Origin of the sequence: Aquimarina besae, assembly GCF_042434905.1 — a bacterium.
Taxonomy (GTDB): Bacteria; Bacteroidota; Bacteroidia; order Flavobacteriales; family Flavobacteriaceae; genus Aquimarina.
The window spans coordinates 3,921,224-3,942,245 of the sequence record NZ_CP170199.1 but is presented as its reverse complement, the minus strand read 5'-3'; the positions used below and the strand labels follow the sequence as shown (position 1 = coordinate 3,942,245).

Annotated in this window: 18 protein-coding genes; 11 read left to right on the top strand and 7 right to left on the bottom strand. The window is 33.8% G+C overall.

Annotated features, from left to right (window positions below; genetic code table 11):
• Position 1: 1 nt before the first annotated feature.
• From ACE94K_RS17495 to ACE94K_RS17485, 3 genes are read right to left on the bottom strand one after another with little or no spacing between them, the layout of a single operon-like run.
• Complete coding sequence (locus tag ACE94K_RS17495) at positions 2 to 1,090, bottom strand: AI-2E family transporter (protein ID WP_378175325.1); 1,089 nt, start codon at positions 1,088 to 1,090, stop codon at positions 2 to 4.
• 35 nt (positions 1,091 to 1,125) lie between these two features.
• Positions 1,126 to 1,647, bottom strand: a complete 522-nt coding sequence (locus tag ACE94K_RS17490) for a TrmH family RNA methyltransferase (RefSeq protein ID WP_378175322.1) — start codon at positions 1,645 to 1,647, stop codon at positions 1,126 to 1,128.
• A gap of 4 nt (positions 1,648 to 1,651) precedes the next feature.
• Positions 1,652 to 2,299 (bottom strand): DUF4159 domain-containing protein, encoded by a 648-nt coding sequence (locus ACE94K_RS17485; RefSeq protein WP_378184306.1) that lies wholly within the window; start codon positions 2,297 to 2,299, stop codon positions 1,652 to 1,654.
• Positions 2,300 to 2,342: 43 nt separating this feature from the next.
• Here ACE94K_RS17485 and ACE94K_RS17480 point away from each other — a divergent pair, with 43 nt between their 5' ends.
• The 8 genes from ACE94K_RS17480 to ACE94K_RS17445 all read left to right on the top strand — a co-directional run bounded on the left by ACE94K_RS17480 (position 2,343) and on the right by ACE94K_RS17445 (position 9,764).
• Positions 2,343 to 3,062, top strand: coding sequence for a DUF1223 domain-containing protein (locus ACE94K_RS17480; protein ID WP_378175319.1), 720 nt, complete (start codon positions 2,343 to 2,345; stop codon positions 3,060 to 3,062).
• 592 nt (positions 3,063 to 3,654) lie between these two features.
• Entirely contained in the window at positions 3,655 to 4,743 is a 1,089-nt protein-coding gene (locus tag ACE94K_RS17475; RefSeq protein ID WP_378175315.1) for a leucine-rich repeat domain-containing protein, read from the top strand.
• Between the two features lie 137 nt (positions 4,744 to 4,880).
• A complete protein-coding gene (locus ACE94K_RS17470) occupies positions 4,881 to 5,303 on the top strand; it encodes a hypothetical protein (RefSeq protein WP_378175312.1) in 423 nt (140 codons plus the stop codon).
• A 73-nt stretch (positions 5,304 to 5,376) separates the two neighbouring features.
• Entirely contained in the window at positions 5,377 to 5,733 is a 357-nt protein-coding gene (locus ACE94K_RS17465; protein WP_378175309.1) for a bleomycin resistance protein, read from the top strand.
• 112 nt (positions 5,734 to 5,845) lie between these two features.
• Positions 5,846 to 7,675 carry a DUF885 family protein gene (locus ACE94K_RS17460; RefSeq protein ID WP_378175306.1) on the top strand — a complete coding sequence of 610 codons (1,830 nt, stop codon included), beginning with the start codon at positions 5,846 to 5,848 and terminating at the stop codon, positions 7,673 to 7,675.
• Positions 7,676 to 7,686: 11 nt separating this feature from the next.
• Positions 7,687 to 8,130, top strand: coding sequence for a GNAT family N-acetyltransferase (locus ACE94K_RS17455; RefSeq protein WP_378175303.1), 444 nt, complete (start codon positions 7,687 to 7,689; stop codon positions 8,128 to 8,130).
• Between the two features lie 70 nt (positions 8,131 to 8,200).
• On the top strand, positions 8,201 to 8,968 hold the full coding sequence (locus ACE94K_RS17450; RefSeq protein WP_378175300.1) for a CDP-alcohol phosphatidyltransferase family protein: 768 nt from the start codon (positions 8,201 to 8,203) through the stop codon (positions 8,966 to 8,968).
• 49 nt (positions 8,969 to 9,017) lie between these two features.
• A complete protein-coding gene (locus tag ACE94K_RS17445; RefSeq protein WP_378175297.1) occupies positions 9,018 to 9,764 on the top strand; it encodes an N-acetyltransferase in 747 nt (248 codons plus the stop codon).
• 80 nt (positions 9,765 to 9,844) lie between these two features.
• Here the strand turns inward: ACE94K_RS17445 and ACE94K_RS17440 are convergent, their stop codons facing one another.
• The 4 genes from ACE94K_RS17440 to tsaD all read right to left on the bottom strand — a co-directional run bounded on the left by ACE94K_RS17440 (position 9,845) and on the right by tsaD (position 15,120).
• Positions 9,845 to 11,917 (bottom strand): T9SS type A sorting domain-containing protein, encoded by a 2,073-nt coding sequence (locus tag ACE94K_RS17440; RefSeq protein WP_378175294.1) that lies wholly within the window; start codon positions 11,915 to 11,917, stop codon positions 9,845 to 9,847.
• A 155-nt stretch (positions 11,918 to 12,072) separates the two neighbouring features.
• Entirely contained in the window at positions 12,073 to 13,215 is a 1,143-nt protein-coding gene (locus tag ACE94K_RS17435; protein WP_378175291.1) for an esterase-like activity of phytase family protein, read from the bottom strand.
• 38 nt (positions 13,216 to 13,253) lie between these two features.
• Positions 13,254 to 13,958 (bottom strand): 16S rRNA (uracil(1498)-N(3))-methyltransferase, encoded by a 705-nt coding sequence (locus tag ACE94K_RS17430; RefSeq protein WP_378175288.1) that lies wholly within the window; start codon positions 13,956 to 13,958, stop codon positions 13,254 to 13,256.
• 139 nt (positions 13,959 to 14,097) lie between these two features.
• A complete protein-coding gene (gene tsaD, locus ACE94K_RS17425) occupies positions 14,098 to 15,120 on the bottom strand; it encodes a tRNA (adenosine(37)-N6)-threonylcarbamoyltransferase complex transferase subunit TsaD (protein ID WP_378175285.1) in 1,023 nt (340 codons plus the stop codon).
• A gap of 117 nt (positions 15,121 to 15,237) precedes the next feature.
• Between tsaD and ACE94K_RS17420 the strand changes: the two genes are divergently transcribed.
• From ACE94K_RS17420 to mgsA, 3 genes are read left to right on the top strand one after another with little or no spacing between them, the layout of a single operon-like run.
• Positions 15,238 to 19,629 carry a translocation/assembly module TamB domain-containing protein gene (locus ACE94K_RS17420; protein ID WP_378175282.1) on the top strand — a complete coding sequence of 1,464 codons (4,392 nt, stop codon included), beginning with the start codon at positions 15,238 to 15,240 and terminating at the stop codon, positions 19,627 to 19,629.
• A gap of 23 nt (positions 19,630 to 19,652) precedes the next feature.
• On the top strand, positions 19,653 to 20,639 hold the full coding sequence (gene pfkA / locus ACE94K_RS17415) for a 6-phosphofructokinase (RefSeq protein ID WP_378175279.1): 987 nt from the start codon (positions 19,653 to 19,655) through the stop codon (positions 20,637 to 20,639).
• A 9-nt stretch (positions 20,640 to 20,648) separates the two neighbouring features.
• Positions 20,649 to 21,011 (top strand): methylglyoxal synthase, encoded by a 363-nt coding sequence (gene mgsA / locus ACE94K_RS17410; RefSeq protein ID WP_378175276.1) that lies wholly within the window; start codon positions 20,649 to 20,651, stop codon positions 21,009 to 21,011.
• Positions 21,012 to 21,022 lie beyond the last annotated feature (11 nt).

Below are 21,022 nucleotides of genomic sequence, written 5' to 3'. Positions count from 1 at the left end.
TTTACAATTCCTTTGTCAATTGCTTCACTATCTTATATTCAGACAAGAATTCTTTTGCAATTACTTTGATAGCCGTATAAAATGGTACCGCAACAATGAGTCCTCCTATTCCAAATAATGCTCCAAAAATAAGAATTGCCAGAAAGATTTCTAGAGGATGGGATTTCACACTATTTCCGAAAATCAAAGGTTGATTAAGAAAATTGTCTATTAACTGGATCACGATATAACCGATCAGAATATAAGTGAGCTTGGGTAAAATCACCGATTGGAAATCATATCCTAGATTACTTGTGGTTGCCAGAATCAATACTAATGCACCTCCAAATAAAGGCCCTACATATGGAATTAAGTTAAATATGGCTGCAATAAGAGCAACTGCTATAGGATTATTAACACCAAAGATTAATAAGAGGATAGAATAAAGCACAAATAAAATTAATACCTGAAGCAATAATCCAACGAAATAGCGGGATAAGAGATCTTTAATCTTATTGAAAGCTCTCATAAATCTTGTTTCATCTTCTTTTTTAGCAAACACCAACATGCTATTCACCAATAGTCTGCTATCTTTTAATAGAAAAAAAGAGATAAATAGAACAGAAAATACTCCAACCATTACCGCACCAAAACCACTTAGGAAGGCGTTAATGGCATTAGGAATGGTTTTGAGATCCAGAAATTCTCTTAAATCCGTTTGTTTTATTAATTCTACGAAATTTAGTTTTTCAACATTAAAATAATCACTAATCTCCTGATTTAATCGATCCAGATCATCACCAACTTCATTAATATCAATATTACCAATCAATTGACCTTGTTCTGTAATAATTGGAACGAACAGTAAGAATAGACTTAAGAATAATCCAATCGTGATAAATAAAGCAAATACTACAGCAAGAGTGTTATTAAATCTTAATCTTCTTTTTAAAAACAAAACCAATGGTCGCCCCATTAGAGAAATTACTGCAGCAAAGGTAATATAGAGTAATATGGATTGTATCTTATACAAAAACCATAAGAGAGCTACTATCCCAACAATAACAGCTATAGCCCTTAAAATACCGTACGCGATGGTTTTAGAGTTCATTTCTAAATCTTTTCAAAGAAATCAAAGTTAAATTTTTATTTTTCATCCGCTATTACTTGCTTAGTGATTTCATAAAGTGCCACCCCTGTTGCTGTTGCGACATTCATACTACTGTTTGTACCATACATATCTATATGCACAATTTTGGTAGCTTTAGTTAATACTTTCTCAGAAATTCCCAAGTTTTCTTCGCCAATGACTAGGGCAATTTTATGATTAGCAAAAAACTCATATGTACCAATAGGAACGCTATTTTCTGTGATTTCGAGTGCAATGATTTGATATCCATCAGACTGCAATTGATCTATGATAGGAATAATATCATCAGATTGTTGATACGGTATGATTTCGTGAGTGGCTCTCGCAGTTCGTTGCATTCTTTTGCTCACTACGGTTATATTTTCTCCACAAAAATAAATTTGTTCTACACCAAAACTATCTGCAATCCTAAAAATGCTTCCAATATTTGCGGGAGCATTGACGCGATCACAGATTAATGTGATAGAAAATTGTTTTTTTATAAACGAGGTAGTTTCGTGTTGTAACTGTGTCGCCATCTGGTCAGTTCTCAAAAGCGTATTTAATAATATTAGCACCCATTTTCAAAGCTTTTTGGCGAACTTCTTCAGGATCATTATGGACCTCTTGATTTTCCCATCCATCACCCAAGTCACTTTCAAATGTAAATAGTAATACCAATCTTCCTTCATTTACAATTCCGAGTGCTTGTGGTCGTTTTCCATCATGCTCGTGTATCTTAGGTAATCCCTGTGGGAATTTATATTTATTTGAAAAAATAGGATGGGATGCCGGAAGCTCAACCAATTCCTTTTCAGGAAAAACCTTTACTAGTTCCTTTTTAACATAAGGAGCCATCCCATAGTTATCATCGATATGTAAAAAACCACCACTGAGCAGGTAGTTTCGTAAGTTTTCTGCATCTTGTTCTGTAAAAAAAACATTTCCATGACCGGTCATATGAATGTAGGGATACTGAAAAATATCAACACTTTCTGGTTTTACAGTTTTTGGTTTAGGACTTATGGCAGTACTGATGTTTTGGTTACAGAAAGTAATAAGGTTAGGCAGAGCCGTAGGATTGCTATACCAATCACCACCACCATTGTATTGTAATACTGCGATATCTTGAGCCGATATGACCCCAGAAAATAACAAAAGACAGATAAACTGTGTAAGTTTTGTAATCATCATCGTCTAAATTATAGATTCTAAAAGTACTAAAATAAAAGAGATGATAAGAAACCTTTTGATACTATTAACGATCACATTTTCTCCGTTTGCTGTAGCGCAATCAGATGATAAATCAGTTGTTGTAATGGAATTGTTTACTTCTCAGGGATGTAGCAGTTGTCCGCCGGCAGATGAGTTACTCGAAGAGATTAAAAATTCATATGAAAATAATAATGTATTTGTATTATCCTATCACGTAGATTATTGGAATCGATTAGGGTGGAAAGATCCTTTTAGTACAGAGGCTTTTAGTGATTATCAAAGAGTATATGCAAGACAATTTAATAGTCGATCAATTTATACGCCACAGTTGGTGATCAACGGTAGTGAACATTTTACTGGATCCAACAGAGCCAAAGCATTCGCTGCCATTGAAAAATATACTCAATCTGGAAAAAGCAATACAATTAAAATCAGTGATTTGAAAAAAGACAACAACAAAATAGTGTTGGCGTATGATGTAAATGGTGAAGATTTCAATCAGATCACTATAGCCTTGGTGGTTGCAAAACGAATTACCGAAATTGGTCGTGGAGAAAATAGAAACAGAACACTTACAAATGCAAATATAGTGGCAAATAGATTGATCCTACAACAAAAAACCCGCTTGGTTGAATTATCTATACCAGATTGGGTGAATGCAAGCGATGAATTAACTATTATTGCATATACACAAAATGACCAATTAGCCACTAACGGAGCTACTAAGATCAATATTTAATTGTAGAATGCTTCAAAATGATCGAGAGTATTTAAAAAGTTTTCTGATAATAAGATATCAGCCTTGGAAGAGTTTTTGCGAATTATTTTTATGCGAAAGTAAATAAGGTAGCTGTTCTCACTAGGTACTTATTCTCAAATATGAAATACATACAATTGGTTTTATAACGGAATATGAGTAATATTACATATGTAAATCCACTTGATTTTTTAAGTTATAATAAACACATTCCCTAAAACAGTTAACTAAGATTGAGATTAAATCGTTTTAAAATCATTCAGTTTTTAGAAATTTTATTTAAAATCTTCGCAGGTATTTCTTTATTATTCATTCTATTCGGTTTTTTTGCTCAAGTATTTGATGTATATAATATTCTTAGAAACGGCTACTACGTAGGTATACCTCTTCTTTTAATTAGTATAATTTGTTATCTCTTCTTAAAGTTAATACAAAATTTAAGTAGTAAAACGACAATAATTAAATTACTCATTAGTTTAATCTTTATATGTTTGATAACTATATCTTTGATTATACTTTTTGGTAAAGTAATAGAAGCTGTGTCAAGATAGAAGTTCTTTAATAATTTTAAAATATGAATAAAACTACCTTATTAACTTTTATACTGTGTACACTGGCCTTAAATTTAGATTTAAAAGCACAGTTTGTTGAAATAGAATCAACACCAATAAAAGCTACTAAAGAAGAAAAAGAAACTGTATACTATTCTTTTGAAGATGCTCTGAAAAAACCGGAAAAAGTCTATCTTCTAAAGATACGAGAAAAAAACTTATCTGAAATTCCTGAATCCATAATTCGATTAGAAAATCTAACATTTTTAGATCTTACAAATAATAAAATAAGCCAATTAGCTTCAGGTTTTTCAAACTTGAAGAAGTTGGAATCTTTGTTTCTGACTGCAAATCAGTTTTCCGAGTTTCCCAATTTCAATACCAATCTCTCTAACCTAAAGATGCTTGTACTTGCTGATAATCAGATAAATAATGTAACAGAAAATATTTCTAATTTAAGTGCTTTAGTGAATTTAGATTTGTCTTTTAATAAAATAGATAGTATTGCTGAAAATATAGGATATGAATGTACTACACTTTACTGGATTGAATTAGGGCATAACGAATTGAGTACTCTTCCAAATAGTATAGGTAACTTAAAAAAACTTTATGCTTTAGAATTAAATCATAATAGATTTGTTTCTTTACCTGACTTTATAGGTAACTTAGAAAAGTTAAATAGATTAATAGCAAATGATAATCAATTGATATCCTTACCTGAAACTCTTGGGAATTTGAAGGAATTAAAACAATTGAATTTGAAAAATAATCAACTATCATCACTGCCAACAAATATTGGATACTTAGAGAACTTAAATGTACTTATTTTAGAAAATAATAAGATGAGTTCCTTACCTGAATCTATAGGAGACTTAAGAAACTTGAAAAAATTATATTTAAATGATAACGCAATTGAAGAAATACCAGATACAATAAATTTCTTGGAAAATTTACTTCTTTTGGATTTATCAAATAATAAATTGGTAACAGTGTATGAACAAATAAAGAATTTAAAATCCCTAAAAAAGCTCATATTGAAAGGAAATCAAATATCGGATGAAGAAAAGAGTCTTTTGCAAAAAGATTTTCCAAATTGTTCGATAGAATATTAGAAAAGGAAACCCTTAATTTAAATATTCCCAAAATCACATTGGAAATAGTAAAAAATCCTGCTATGGAGGATGAGAATTCAGAAGACGAATTCTTTACTTGGTATCAAAAATATATAAACTAACATTTAGGAAAGTGTATGACACTAGAATATTGGAATGAATTAGCCAAACAAACCCTGCTCATAAGTTCATTATTGAGTGGTTTTTCAATTACCGTGGTTGCAAATTTGCTGGTTTCTGATAAAAATGAGAAACTGACCAATCAAATTTTAAAAACTGCTACCTTATCAGCCGGTTGCTTTTTGGTTTCAGTTTTTTCAATGGTCGATATTATGATGTTGACAACCCCGGGAGGAATTATTCAAAATATCGGCATTGATGATTTTCAAGTTTCAAGAGTTATAGGAGTGATGTCATTTATGATAGGACTTTTCTCACTATCAACAATGATAGCATTATCAGGATGGACAAAATCTAAAAAAGTGGGGATGTTTACCACTTTTATCGGAATATTAACATTGATCTTAATTTTTGTGACGATGACAAGATTTAACAGCTGATAGAATAGAGGATCTTAATTTTTTTGATTTTATCTATAAATAATATTGACTAATAACAAAATAATCCAACAGTATGCTCACTGATGTCAATCCAAAATTACCAATGCGTAACAAACAAGTAACAAAAGACTACTATCTAAACCAATTAGGTTTTCAGGAATATGGGAGTACAGATTATGACGATTATTTAATGATACAAAAAGATGAGATACAGATACATTTTTTCCAATTCAAAGAGCTAAACCCAAAAGAAAATTATGGTCAAATCTATATAAGAACGAATGATATTAATGGGTTTTATCAATCATTATTAAATCAAAAAGTAAAAATTCACCCAAATGGTAAATTAGAAGTCAAACCTTGGGGACAAAAGGAATTCTCGTTACTTGATCCGGATAGTAATCTTTTAACATTCGGCCAAGGTATATAGAATAAAACAGGTCATAATAGTAATGATAAGCAATTCCTTTATTACACATTCGCTATCTTAGCATATCATCTTAGGATGATCATCAATCATATTCACGCATAAATCACTTATCATGGCAAAAAAACGTACCTGGAAATTTTGGATTTCGAGAACTTTACTACTTATTCTGGTAGTAGTAATTATTTGGTTAATCAACCTTATCTGGTTCAAACCTTTTAATATCAATCATTTTTATGATAAAGTATTTGTGGAACTGGCCTTAGATAGTCCGGAGCTTACAACTTCTATGGGAATTCCGGTAATCTATGATTGGTCTAAGGACGAATTGGATGATATCTCGGATGCTAAGCAATGGGAAACTTTCAATAAAATGAAAGAAGACTATAAAACTTTACAAAGTTATGATTTCGAGAACCAGTCAGAAGCCAATCAATTAAATACTAAAATCTTAGGGTTTTATCTCGAAGGATTAAAGGAGGGAGAACGCTTTTTTTATCACGATTATCCTGTAAACCAAATGGGCGGAATACAAAGTTCACTCCCTAGTTTACTTGAAAATTCACATAAACTTAGGGATAAGAGTGATGCTGAGGCCTATATTACTCGTTTGTCTTTGTTTGACACGAAATTTGATCAACTTAGAGACAACTTAAAAATACGTGAGAATAAAGGGATCATACCACCAAAATTTGTAATAGATCGTGTATTAGATGAGATGAATGGTTTTGTAGGAGAAGCAACATCTAATATTCTCTACACCAATTTTGAAAATAAAATCGAAAAGATTGAAGAACTCTCTACAGAAGAGAAAGATGTACTTAAGAATCAAGCGGAAGAAGAAATAAAAACTACCGTTTTTAATGCTTACAAAAAGCTGATAGCATATTTTGAAGAGCTAAAGAAAAAAGCGACTACCGATGATGGAGTTTGGAAACTTCCTGATGGTGAAGCATTTTACAGATATCAGTTAAAGCAACGTACAACCACGGATTTAGATCCAGAAGAAGTACATCGAATAGGATTATCAGAGGTAGCTCGGATCAAGTCGGAAATGCAGGAGATTTTAAAGGCCGAAGGATATGCAGATTCTACAAAAACATTGGGTACCATTATTCAGGAACTAAACAAAGAAGAACGATTTCTTTTTCCTAATACAGATGAAGGCCGACAGATGGTGTTAGACGAGTATGATCGTATTTTGTCTGAAATCAGTGCAGGTCTCGATGAGGCATTTGATATAAGGCCAAAGGCAGCTTTAGAAGTAAAACGTGTTCCTGAGTTTAAAGAAGAAGGATCCGCAGGAGCATATTACAACAGACCGGCTATGGACGGATCACGCGGAGGTGTCTTTTACGCCAACCTTAGAAATGTACACGAATCTGTAAAATTCGGAATGAAAACATTGGCCTACCACGAGGGGATTCCAGGTCATCATTTCCAAATTGCGATTCAATCAGAACTAGAAGGAGTTCCGATTTTTAGAACGATCGGGCTTTTTACATCGTATATCGAAGGATGGGCGTTGTATTCTGAACAATTGGCTTGGGAACTCGGATTTTATGAAAATGATCCTTTTGGGAACTTAGGAAGATTACAAGCAGAGATGTTTAGAGCGGTACGTCTTGTTGTAGATACAGGGATTCATCATAAAAAATGGACCAGAGAACAGGCAATTGATTACATGGTGCAGAATACAGGAATGACCACTTCTGAGGTGACAACAGAAATAGAACGATACATTGTTTGGCCCGGACAAGCCTGTGCATATAAAATCGGAATGCTTAAAATTTTAGAGTTAAGGGAAAAAGCGAAACAAAAACTAGGCGATCGATTTGATTTACGAGAGTTTCATAATGCAGTTTTGAAAAATGGAGCTGTGCCTTTGGATATTTTGGAAGAAATCATAGACGCTTATATTGATAGAACATTGGCAAGTAGCTAAAGCGATATAGTATGAAACACCTTGTTAATAGCATCAATAAAAATGAATTTTCAAGTGTTGTAGATGTATGGGGAGCTTCGGTAAGAGCAACTCATCATTTCTTAAAGGAAGAGGATATAGCATATTTTAAGCCATTGATTTTAAATGAGTATTTAGATGCAGTGGAGTTGCGTTGTGTGAGAAATAATAACAAAGATATTATTGGTTTTTTAGGAGTAGCAGAACAAAACTTAGAAATGCTTTTTATTTATCCGGAATATAGAGGAATGAGCATTGGTAAAACTTTATTAAGCTATTCAATTGATCAATTAAACGTAATCAAAGTAGATGTAAATGAGCAGAATGAGCAAGCAGTTGGGTTTTATGAACACGCAGGATTCAAAACAATCAGGCGTTCCGAATTAGATGCTTCGGGTAAACTATATCCTATTTTACATCTGGAATTGATGAAATAACAATTGAACAACAAGAAAATAGAAATTATAAAAATGGATTAGCATCCTAAAGAATTCACAATAAACAAGAATGGCTAAACTACCAAAACAATATCAATTTATAGATGTATCAGATTATGGAAGATCTCCGGGGCACTGGATTGCAGATTCATTGAAGAATACACGATTGACACCAATCCATGTGACTTCCTTTTTTATTGTTTCGGGTGTAATGGCCATCATTTGTATGCTATATCAATTTAACATAGCGGCGGCGTTTTTCTTGATTTTAAAATCAGTTTTGGATGCAGCAGATGGTGAATTGGCAAGAATAAAAAAAACACCTTCTTATACGGGGCGTTATTACGATTCTATTGCAGATATTATTCTTAATTTTTTATTTCTACTTACGTTTTGGTACATCACTGAAATTTCTTTGATCTATATGTTGTTAGCATTTATAGGTATTCAATTACAAGGAACCGTGTATAACTATTATTACGTAATCTTACGAAATACTGTAAATGGAGATGCAACTAGTAGGATATTTGAAGACGCTGCCCCAATCGCAATGAAAGGTGAGCAGCAACGTACGGTAAATATTTTTTATAAAATCTATGACATTTTATACATTGTTTTTGATAAAACCATCTATTTTCTAGATAAAAATGCAAGTAATAGTCAACCCTTTCCAAAATGGTTTATGACCTTGATATCCGTTTTTGGCTTAGGTTTTCAATTGCTTTTTATGGCAGTAATGTTATTATTTCAACTCGAGGAATATGTGATACCTTTTTTTATAGGATATTCTATGTTAATTATAGTTTTTATAGGAATAAGAAAATTTATCTTAAAATGACAAATAGTTTCTTTTCTTACTTATTAATCACTTGTTTTCGTTACATAATATGAAGAGCTTGATAACATATCATGAGTTTTCCGATTTAGACAATCATCTTCTGGATCAATATCGAAATGCAATCCGTACTGCCTTTCCGGAGATTATATTGAACTCTAAAGTAATTAAAAACTATTGGGATAAAATGGAAACGTATTTTCCTTACACACAGCTTTTTATTACAGGAGCAAATCGAGAACTTATCGGTTTTATGAATGCGATACCGATATTTTGGGATCGGCCGTTATCAGAATTACCAGACGATGGATGGGATTGGCTAGTGAAAAAAGGGATCAGTGATTTTGAGAATGGTATACAACCCAATAGCCTAGGGGGGTTACAGATAGTGGTAACTAAAAAATTCCAGGGTAAAGGATATAGCCAACTATTAATCGCTAGAGGTAAACAGGTCAAAGAGAATTTAGGGTTTAAGAATTTTATAATTCCGATAAGACCTATTTTAAAACATATATATCCAGAAATGAAAATGGAAGATTATATGAACTGGAAACAAGATGATATCGCTTTTGATCCGTGGATCAGAACACACATAAAAAGCGGCGCTCAGATACTTAAAGTTTGTAAAAACTCTATGAACGTTAGCGGTGATATTAATTTTTGGGAAGATTTGTTGAAGGAAAAAATACACGAATCTGGATCGTATAGGGTCGAGGGAGCTTTAAATTTTGTTGATATTCATTTAAAAGATAATTATGGAGAATATAGAGAAGAGAATATTTGGTTACATTATCCATAGGTTTTCTATACAAGCCAAACTTAAGAATAAAAAAAGCATTGTCGATATGACAATGCTTTTTTTATACTGTTATAAAATGTTTATTCGATTACCAATTTTTTAGTTACCGATGCACTACCTTGATCAAGTTTTACGATGTAAACTCCTGAATTAAGATTAGAAACATTTAAAAGATTATTGTTTAGTGTTTGAGAAATAACTTGCTTTCCTAACATATTAAATACACTGATGTTTACGGTTACATTTGATTTTGTAGTGATATTAACAAAACCTGTATCCGTAGGATTAGGAGATATAGTAAAGTTTTCCGCGAGTTCATCAAATGTATCAACAGATAGCAAATTAGCATCATTTTCAGCCCCTGGAGTACCCCGGTCACCGCTACCAAAAACAGTAACCGCTTCTAACCAATTTGCACCATTGTCATTGTCCGTACTGTTTAAAGTACTTATGGATAGTTCCATACTCGCTCCAGTCGGATTTGGAAAAGTTCCATCCCAGATGACTTCGTCTATGGTAGTAGAACTACATTCAATTATAAGACCATCAGCACCATTTCCTAAAGAAATATCATTGGCATAGGTGTAGTCTGGTGTAATGCCTCCGTTTGGAGTTCCTCCATTCGCAATTAGCACATAACCCATTGCAGGAACAATGACAGAGGATGCAATCACGTGATTTTCTGATACAGTAGCATCGTCTTTAATTACCCAACTTTGAATATCAATTGGGCTGGTTGTGGTATTGTATAATTCAAAATATTCTCCATTAGGATCACTAACAGCATCGGGATTTCGCATAACCTCTGTAATGATAATATCACCAACATTTGCGCATACAGCAGCAGGCGAAACGGTACCGGTTAAACTGATTGTTTGATCTGTAGCTCCGGTTGATGAAGCTGTAAGATCCCCAGTATAAGAATTTGCGGTAAGACCCGAAGCCATTCTTACAAAAACTTCAGTACTATTTACCGTTCCCATAGTTGGCGTTATCGCAACAGAAGATCCAAAACCAGTTCCTGTAGTAAGAGAAACCTCAAAATTAGTTGGTGCAGTAACTGTAAGATCACCAGTAAGAAATAAGCCTTCTACATTAAAACTGTCTTCTGCAGAAGGTCCAGCGCCTTCAAAATAGGAGAAATCACCAACAAAACCAGTAATTGTAATTTGAGGATCAGCTGGAGAAACAGTTCCGCTCAATGCAACAGTTTGATCAGCGGCTCCAGTGGAAGATGCTATAACATCACCCATATAAGAATTAGCTGTTAACCCTGCAGCCAAACGAGCGTAAACTGTAGTAGTAGCCACTGTACCCATAGCAGGTGTAATAGCAACAGAAGACCCAAAACCAGTTCCCGTACTTAAAGATACTTCAAAATTCATTGGAGCAGTTACTGTAAGATCTGTGGTTAAATTTAAAGCAGAAACTGTAAATGTACCCTCATTAGAAGGACCATTTGCTTCAAAATAATCTAACCCTGAAACTGCACCACCAACATTTATAGTAGGTGTTGTTGATCCTGTTGTAGAATATGTCCCAATACCTCCAATCAATGTTTCAAAAGTATCTGTACCACTTTGGCAGGTTCCTAAATTGTTTAATGTTCCTGCACCACCGAAAGTCCAATTTATTTCAGTAAATCCAGCGTCAGGACCAGTTCCATCTACTCTTTTAGCAAACGAATCAGTATACTCCCAAGTTTGACCGGATCCATCAATTCCATCAACTCCAAATTGATCTACAGTTGCTCCCGAGCTATTCAAAATTATTCTAATTCTATCATCCCCATTAAGATTGATAGTATTAGAAGCTAATACTGTGCTTAAATTTATTGAAGGAAATTCTGATCCAATTGTGCTTGGGGCACCATTTAATCCATTGATACTGTTCGAAGTAGAAACATATACAAAATCATTCGTTACGGTACCTAATGCAGATAAATCTTGTGTATTTCCCCAAGTAGTTCCACTATTAATTTGATTTTCTAATGAATATAATGAAAAATCAACCGTTCCATCCGCATAGATCTCCAAAAGCTTAGGAAGACCTCCAGTACAATCTCCATCTACTATGGAAGTAATGATAGGTCCTTGCCCATAAGAAGCAAATGAAAATGCAATAGTAAAAAGCAAAAAATAAAGTTTTTTCATAATAATAATTGTAATTGAGTGAAAATAGTCATGCAATATACGAAGAAATTAGAAGGGTAAAACCATGGTAATAAGTAAAATATAAATCTTAATTATAACTTAACAATGATATACTATTAACAGAAGGGAATTTATATTTGGAATATCTTTAAAAATTAAGGAATCACCCTAAAAAGAATCAATTGATTGAGCTGCAATGAAAACGCATTAAAATTATTATCAGAAATCACAACCAAAGATTTATTACCATCTGGTAATGTGGGACCAAATGTAATTCCTTCTAGATTATCCAAAATACCGTTGGTCAATTGATTTCGAATAGCATCAAAGTCAAATAATAATGTTTTTCTAGCTTTGGTATAAGTTTCTGTAATAGGACTACTTATGGATAAGGTATTCGTTGCATTGGTAGCATCTATTTTATAGATTTTAACGGTATTACCGCCATCTAAATAGCCAGATGAAAAGGAGCGCTCTAATGCAATAAATTTGTTTTCATCATATTCCAAAAGTTCTACCAGACCATTGAGCGCAAATGTAGTTCCAAAAGCAGGTTCCCTTTCTACAGGATCCAACTCATAAGCAAATTGTCTTTCTGCTATGCCTGTACTCTTGTTGATACGAGTAATGCGCACTGGCGATTCGGTGTCTGTAGTAGTTGGTTCTGGACCATCTTCGATCAACGGAAGTTCCATACCAATCCAATATGCATTGGTATCATAACTTACGGATAATGCTTCAAGAGTTCCATTATGTCTTGGTCCGGTTAGATCATCTGTGGTATTTGCAGCAAAATAATCTGGAAGCTCTAGATTTCGTAATTGCACACCATTCATTCCAATTTCTAATAAGGCTGGATCTGTACCATTAGTTATGGAACCCTCACTAGTGAAAATGATGTTTCCTGTACTTGTGTCAAACCGAATGGCTTCAGGATCCATCTGATTTTCAGGAAAAGAATTTCCCATCGCATCTTTAATTTCAACCATAGTGTTTATACTCACATTGGTAAACGTACTTTGATCGTATGATATACTCGCTGTGTAAAACCGGGTAGGATTAGAACCATCACTAATAATATACCAAGTATCATTTTTGTAATCAATTCCAGAGAAACCTCCAATAGGAACACCATCAATATTTTGCTCAGGAATTACAAATTCATCTATGTATTCTAGACTGCTAATTGTATTCAAAGGCTCTATCGGTAATAGAGGATTCGTTGTTGTATTATCATTAGAAGAGCAACTTACAAAAAACAATATTAGAATTATGAAAGAAGTGATTTTTGAAGCCATTCTGTTTGCGTTAGGAGATAAAGATATTGATTATTTCCTTAAGCGTTTAAAAAAGCTACACTATGTGCAGCGACAATAGCCGCGGTTTCAGTACGCAGTCGGGTTTTACCTAAGGTAACAGATATACAGCTCTTTTGTAAAGCGTTTTCTATTTCTTTTTGAGAAAAATCTCCTTCAGGACCAATTAAAATCGTAGTACTACCTTTTAAATTTAGGATGTCTTTTAGCGATTGTTTTTTAGACTCTTCACAATGTGCTATGAGCAATTGATCAGTGTTTTCTTTTTGCATAAACTCCGAAAAAGAAATAGCAGGATTCAGTTTTGGCAAATAAGATTGTAGGGACTGTTTCATAGCGCTTTGTAAAATACGCTCAAAACGTTCTAGTTTCACCACTTTTCTTTCGCTGTGGTCACAGATGATCGGAGTAATCTCATCAACACCAATTTCTGTTGCTTTTTCTAAAAACCACTCATAGCGATCATTCATCTTGGTTGGAGCAACCGCAAGATGTAATCGATAATTTTTGGGAGTTTGTAATTCTTTATGTGTAAGTGATATAATACATTTGTTTGGGCTTGAAAAGGTTATCGTTCCGGTACAAAGCAATCCGTTTCCGTTTGTGATTTGGAGCGTATCGCCTTCTTTTTTTCGCAATACTTTTGAGATATGTTTACTTTCTTCTCTAGAGAATTCAAACTCGTGGGTAGCTTCAGTAATATCTTTACTATAAAATAATTGCATATAATTATTGCAGGTTACTGGTTTTTATTGGATTGAATATTAACGTGTCATTATTTAAGCCTCAACTATACTAAATACTCGGTATTTCACACTTTTTTCTTTGTACTCTATACTCAATACTCAATGCTCGCTACTAACTTCAAAATTTAATTCTTGCTTTGGCCACGACACTCATATCCGTAAAATCTTCTTTAAGATATTTTAAGTATCCAACAATTCCGATCATAGCTGCATTATCCGTGGTATATTCAAACTTAGGAACAAAGGTCTTCCATCTGTATTTTTGCTCACCTTCCTTTAGAGCTTTCCGGATTCCTGAGTTTGCAGAAACCCCACCACCAATAGCAATTGCTTTAATTCCGGTTTCTTTAGAAGCTTTTTTCAACTTGTCAATTAAAATATTGATGATAGTGTATTGAATAGAAGCACATATATCGTTTAGGTTTTCTTCTATAAAGTTAGGATTTTCTTTTACTTGTTTTTGAACAAAATATAATACAGCAGTTTTAAGTCCACTAAAGCTAAAATTTAATCCATCGACTCTTGGTTTGGTAAACGGAAATGCTTTGGGATTGCCCAATGCAGCATATTTATCGATTAGGGGTCCACCAGGATAAGGAAGTCCTAATATTTTCGCACTTTTATCAAAAGCTTCTCCAACGGCATCATCGATTGTCTCACCAATGATTTCCATATCAAAATGATCATTGACTTTTACAATTTGTGTATGACCACCACTGATAGTTAATGCTATAAAAGGAAATTCTGGTTTGTCAAAATCTTCTTCATCTATGAAATGCGCAAGGATATGAGCCTGCATGTGATTTACATCAATTAACGGAATATCTAGAGCCAATGCCAATGACTTAGCAAAGGATGTACCTACTAATAGAGACCCCATTAAACCCGGGCCTCTTGTAAAGGCAATAGCATTCAGATCGGTTTTGTTTATGCCAGCTTGTTTGATAGCCTGATCAATCACCGGAACAATGTTCTGCTGGTGTGCTCTGGACGCTAATTCTGGTACAACACCACCATACTGCTCATGAATTTTTTGTGAGGCTACAACATTTGATAATACACTATCGTTGCATAATATAGAGGCAGAGGTATCATCACACGACGATTCAATACCTAGGATGTATACATTTTGTGAACTCATTATGAGGAAAAGGGCATAGAAATTGTTAATATTGTCAGCAAAGTTAAAACAATAAAACGTATCAAAAAACTTGGGAAAATATTTAAAAGGGTACTGCTTACTCTTATTTCACTATTTGTGTTATTAGTGATCCTGTTTTCAATTCCCGCTGTTCAGACTTTTTTTGGTAAAAAAATTACGAATTACATTAATAATCAGTATGGTGTAGATATAAATGTTGGTAGAGTGGGGCTAACATATTCTGGAGATATTGATTTAAAAGAAGTATTTGTAAAAGACCATCACCAGGATACATTGATATATGCTAAAAGTATCGCAACCTCAATTCTTAACATTCGTGAAATTTCTAAAGGTCAACCGGAGTTAGGAGACGTCGCCATAGATAATCTCACTTTTCGAATGAAGATGTATAAAGGGGAAACCAGTGACAACCTTATGACTTTTATCAGAAAATTTGATACTGGTAAAAAATCTACATCCAATACCAAATTTTTGCTTACTACAGGAAATGTTACCATGGAACATAGTAAGTTTAGTTACGTAGATGAAAATCTAAATTATCCAAATGTTGTGGTCTTACGGGATATAATGCTAGATGCAGAAAGTTTAAAAGTAGATGGCGAAGATTTTTACATAAATACGGATCTACTTTCCTTCAAAGACCACCGAGGATTGGATATCTCTAATCTAAAAACAGAATTTTCTATCACTCCCATAGAAATGAAATTTAGGGAGTTGTTAATAGAAACTGAGGATTCAAAAGTAGAAGGAGAGGTTGTTTTTTCTTACGAACGTGGTGGAATGGTTGATTTTGAGAATAAAGTCAATATTACTGCTGATTTCAAAAAGGCTAAGATTTCTACCAATGACTTAATACCTTTTTATAAAGAATTCGGAAGCGATGAAGATTTATTTCTAAAGAATACAACCGTAAAAGGTACTCTAAATGATTTTGAAATACTGAATTCTGATATTACCGGATTAGATAGATCCATAATTCAGGGAGATATCAGAATACGAAATGCTGTCTCCAATGCCTCTAAGTTCCGCTTAGACGGTGAATTAAAAAATCTAACTACGAATTATTATGATCTTGTAAATCTTTTACCCGGGATTTTGGGTCAATCTTTACCAAAACAATTATATCAGTTAGGAAGTGTCAGGGGTGTTGGATCTACGATAGTGACTATAAAAGATGTAGATGTAGACATGGACTTTTATTCTCAATTAGGAAAAATCAATGCTTTTGTTTTGTTAGGAGATTTAGATAATGTAAAGGAGGCGACATACAATGGTAATGTAATATCCAATAATTTTAATGTTGGTCAATTAATTGGTAAAAAAAATCTGGGTAGTGCCGCGTTTGATATACATGTGGACGGAAGTGGTTTTACATTAAATAATCTAAACACAAAATTAGAAGGTGATATAAGAAAGCTAGAATTCAATGGATATACCTATACAAATCTCAATGTAATAGGAAATCTTAAAGATCCTGTTTTTGACGGTCAGCTTATTTCTGATGATCCTAATGTGAAATTTGCTTTTAACGGAGTTGCTGATTTGTCAAAAGAGATTAATAATTATGATTTTACAGCAAATGTGGATCACATTGATCTAAATCGATTAAACATTTTTACAAGAGATAGTGTCTCCATTTTTAACGGTGATGTCATTATGAAAATGAAAGGAACCGGCATTAATGATGCGTTTGGTACAATTTCTTTTGAAAAGACATTATATAAAAATCAAAATGCAAGTTATTATTTTGATGATTTTGATATCACTTCTAGTTTTGATGATCAAAACGTGAGGACCATTACCATGAATAGTCCTGATATTATCGACGGAAGTGTTAAAGGAATTTTTAGGTTTGAGAATGTATATGACCTGTTTCGTAATTCTATAGGTAGTTTATATACCAATTTTGAAGCCACAGAAATAACCGACAATGAATTCATGGAATTCAATTTTAAGATATATAATAAGATAGTTGATGTGTTTTTTCCTGAAATTGAATTTGCACCCAATACGTTTATAAAAGGACGGGTAGAAAGCAACGATTCCGAATTTAAGCTCACTTTTAAATCTCCTTCGATCAAAGCGTTTGATAACTTGATGAAGAAAGTTGATATACAAGTGGATAACAAAAACCCTTTATTTAACACCTATGTAGCAATTGATAGTATCAATACACAGTATTATGATGTGTCTAAATTTAGTCTGATTAATGTAACACTAAAAGACACCTTATTTATGCGATCTGAATTTAAAGGAGGAAAAAACAATGTGGATGATTTTAATCTAGAGTTTTATCATACGATTAATGAAGATAACAATTCGGTCTTAGGTTTTAAAAAGTCTGACTTTACTTTTAAAGGATATACTTGGTATGCAAACCCAAACCGAAGTAAAACCAATAACAAAGTAATTTTTGATAACAATTTTCAAAACGTTGATATCCGATCTATTTTGTTGAAACACGAAGATGAGCAGATAAGTGTTTCAGGAATTATGCAAGGTAAAAACAACAAAGACATTAAAGCTAATTTCAAAGATGTTGATCTCAATAAAATTACGCCCTATATAGAAAACCTAAAGTTATCGGGGGTAGTAGACGGCGACCTTACGGTATTTCAGGATGATGGTGTGTATTTTCCAAGTTCGACAGTAATTATTGAGGATCTGGCGGTCAATGATACCGATATGGGACAATTAAGGCTTAACGTATCCGGTAATGAATCGCTTACCGAGTATAAAGTGAATACCAAACTAGTAAATGATAAGAATATTAAGATGCTTTCTGCAATAGGATCCATAGATGTTTCTAACAATAATCCGAATATGAATATCGATGTAGATTTAGATCGATTTGATATGTCTGGATTTAGTAAATTAGGAGGTATTGTTATTTCGGATTTAAGAGGCTTGGTTTCAGGAAAAGCCAAGGTAAGTGGCAATTACATAAACCCTTCTATTGATGGAGTTTTAAAATTGAATAAAGCAGGTTTAAAGATTCCCTACCTTAATGTAGATCTTGATCTGAATGAAAACTCAAGAGTAGTTCTAAGTAAGCAACGTTTTAATTTTGATAATGTAGATATTACAGATACCAAATATAGAACCCAAGGTATATTAGGAGGTTATATTGGTCACCAGCGTTTTTCTAAATGGGAGTTGGGTCTTAAATTAACTGCAAATAAAAGATTGCTTGTTCTTGATACAGAAGAAGACGAAGAGTCATTGTACTACGGGACAGGTTTTATAAGTGGAGATGCCACCATCGAGGGGCCTACTGATGGATTGGTGATCAATGTAAATGCTACAACAGAAGAAGGAACAGTTTTTAAAATTCCTTTGAACGAATCCGAATCCATTGGTGATAATTCATACATTCACTTTTTGAGTCCTGAAGAAAAACAAGCGCGATTAGCTGGTAAAGAAATTGTACTGGAGGACATCAAAGGATTAGAACTTAATTTTGATTTGGATGTAAATAATAATGCTTTGGTAGAGGTTGTTGTTGATAAAAAAACCGGTAGTTCGTTAAAAGGTAGAGGTGCCGGGACCTTGCTAATCGAGATCAATACCAATGGGAAATTTAATATGTGGGGCGATTTTGTGGCATATGAAGGAAGCTATAACTTTCGATATGGAGCATTGGTAGGTAAAGACTTTACGGTAAGATCAGGAGGAAGTATTAACTGGGATGGTAGTCCAACCAGAGCAAAACTTAATCTTAGTGCTGTTTATAAAACAGAAGCAAACCCGGCAGTACTGTTAGAGAATGCAACAATCAACCGAAAAATTCCTGTAGAAGTAGTGGTTGATCTTAATGGTGAATTGATACAGCCAGATCTTAATTTTAATATAGAGTTGCCTAATCTTGGTTCGGTTGCAAAGAGTGAGCTAGAATACCAGTTAGAGGATCAGGCAACCAAAGAACTACAGGCGTTATCTCTCGTGACACAAGGACAGTTTTATAGTGGAAACCTGGATCCAACGTTTATAACAGGAAACCTCGTAGAGCGAGCAGCTGGATTGGTGAATGGAATATTCTCTGGAGATGATGATAAATTTAGGGTTGGTGTTAATTATGTTCAAGGAAATAGAAATGTAGATCAGGAAGCAGCGGATCAATTTGGGGTAACGGTGTCTACACAAATTAATAATAGAATCTTAATTAATGGAAGAGTCGGGGTCCCAATTGGAGGTGTAAGTGAATCCGTGGTCACAGGAGATGTAGAGGTAGAATATTTATTCAATGAAGACGGAACGCTAAAAGGAAAGATTTTCAATCGTCAAAATGAAATTCAATTCATAGGAGAGTCACAAGGTTATAAGCAAGGTTTGGGGCTTTCATACTCTGTAGATTTCAATAATTTTAATGAGCTTTGGAACAAGGTCTTTAAATCTAAAAAAGAAAAAGATACCTTAATAGTAAAAACAATAGATACAACCAGAATAGACACGCCGGATTTTATTAATTTTACAGATAAGGACAAATAATTTGATTAAATTCTAAACAATATATGGCTAAACAAATTAGAACTATTGGAGTGATGACATCTGGAGGAGATTCTCCGGGAATGAACGCTGCAATTCGTGCTGTTGCTCGTGCATGCGCATATTATAATGTGAAGTGTATCGGTTTTTACAGGGGATATCAGGGAATGATAGAGAACGATCACTGCGAGCTAAATGCCCGAAGTGTTCGTAATATCATTAGCTCAGGAGGAACGATTCTTAAATCTGCACGCTCTAAAGATTTTAGAACTCCAGAAGGAAGAAAAAAAGCTGCCGAAAATCTAAAAAAAGCAGAAGTAGATGCTATGATATTGATAGGAGGTGATGGTACTTTCAAAGGTGGTAAAATTTTTAGTGAGGAACACAACATCCCGGTTATTGGTGTTCCCGGGACTATCGATAATGATATCGCAGGAACTAATTTTACAATTGGATACGATACAGCACTTAATACCGTTGTTGAAGCCATCGACAAGATCAGAGATACAGCCAGTTCACACGATCGTTTATTTTTTATAGAAGTAATGGGACGTGATGCGGGATTTATTGCGTTGAATAGTGGAGTAGGAGCCGGAGCTGAAGAAATTTTAATTCCTGAAGAGGATTTGGGATTGGATCGATTGTTAGAATCCCTAAAAAGAAGTAAACGTTCAGGTAAATCATCAAGTATCGTAGTGGTTTGTGAAGGTGATAAAATAGGAAAGAATGTGTACGAGCTAGCTGATTACGTTACTGATAATTTACCAGATTATGATGTAAGAGTAACCGTCTTAGGTCATATGCAGCGTGGAGGTTCACCATCCTGTTTTGACAGAACGTTAGCAAGTAGACTATGTGTAAAAGCAGTTGAACTTTTATTAGATGGAGAAGAAAATGTCATGGTAGGATTACTCAATAATGAAGTAGTTGCCACCAATTTCGATGAAGGATTAAAAGAAGACCATAGTATTAATAAAGAATTATTACGTATTTCAGACATACTCTCTGTTTAATTAAAGATTATGACAATAGCAATTATTGCACACGATGGTAAGAAAGCAGAAATGGTACAATTTCTGAATGAGCATCAAGAAATATTACGTTCTAAAAATATAAATCTGATTGCAACGGGAACGACTGGAGAAAAAGCAAAACGAGCAGGTTTTGAGGTTGATGCATTACTATCAGGACCTCTTGGCGGAGATGCGCAGATAGCGGCTGGTGTGGCAGAAAAGAAGATCGATATGGTTATATTTTTTAGAAATCCTTTGGCAAAACATCCACACGAACCTGATATATTTATGCTAATGAGATTATGTGATGTCTACGATGTGCCTCTAGCTACAAATCCGGCCACCGCACAACTACTTCTCAAAGCATTGTAAAGCTTACGACT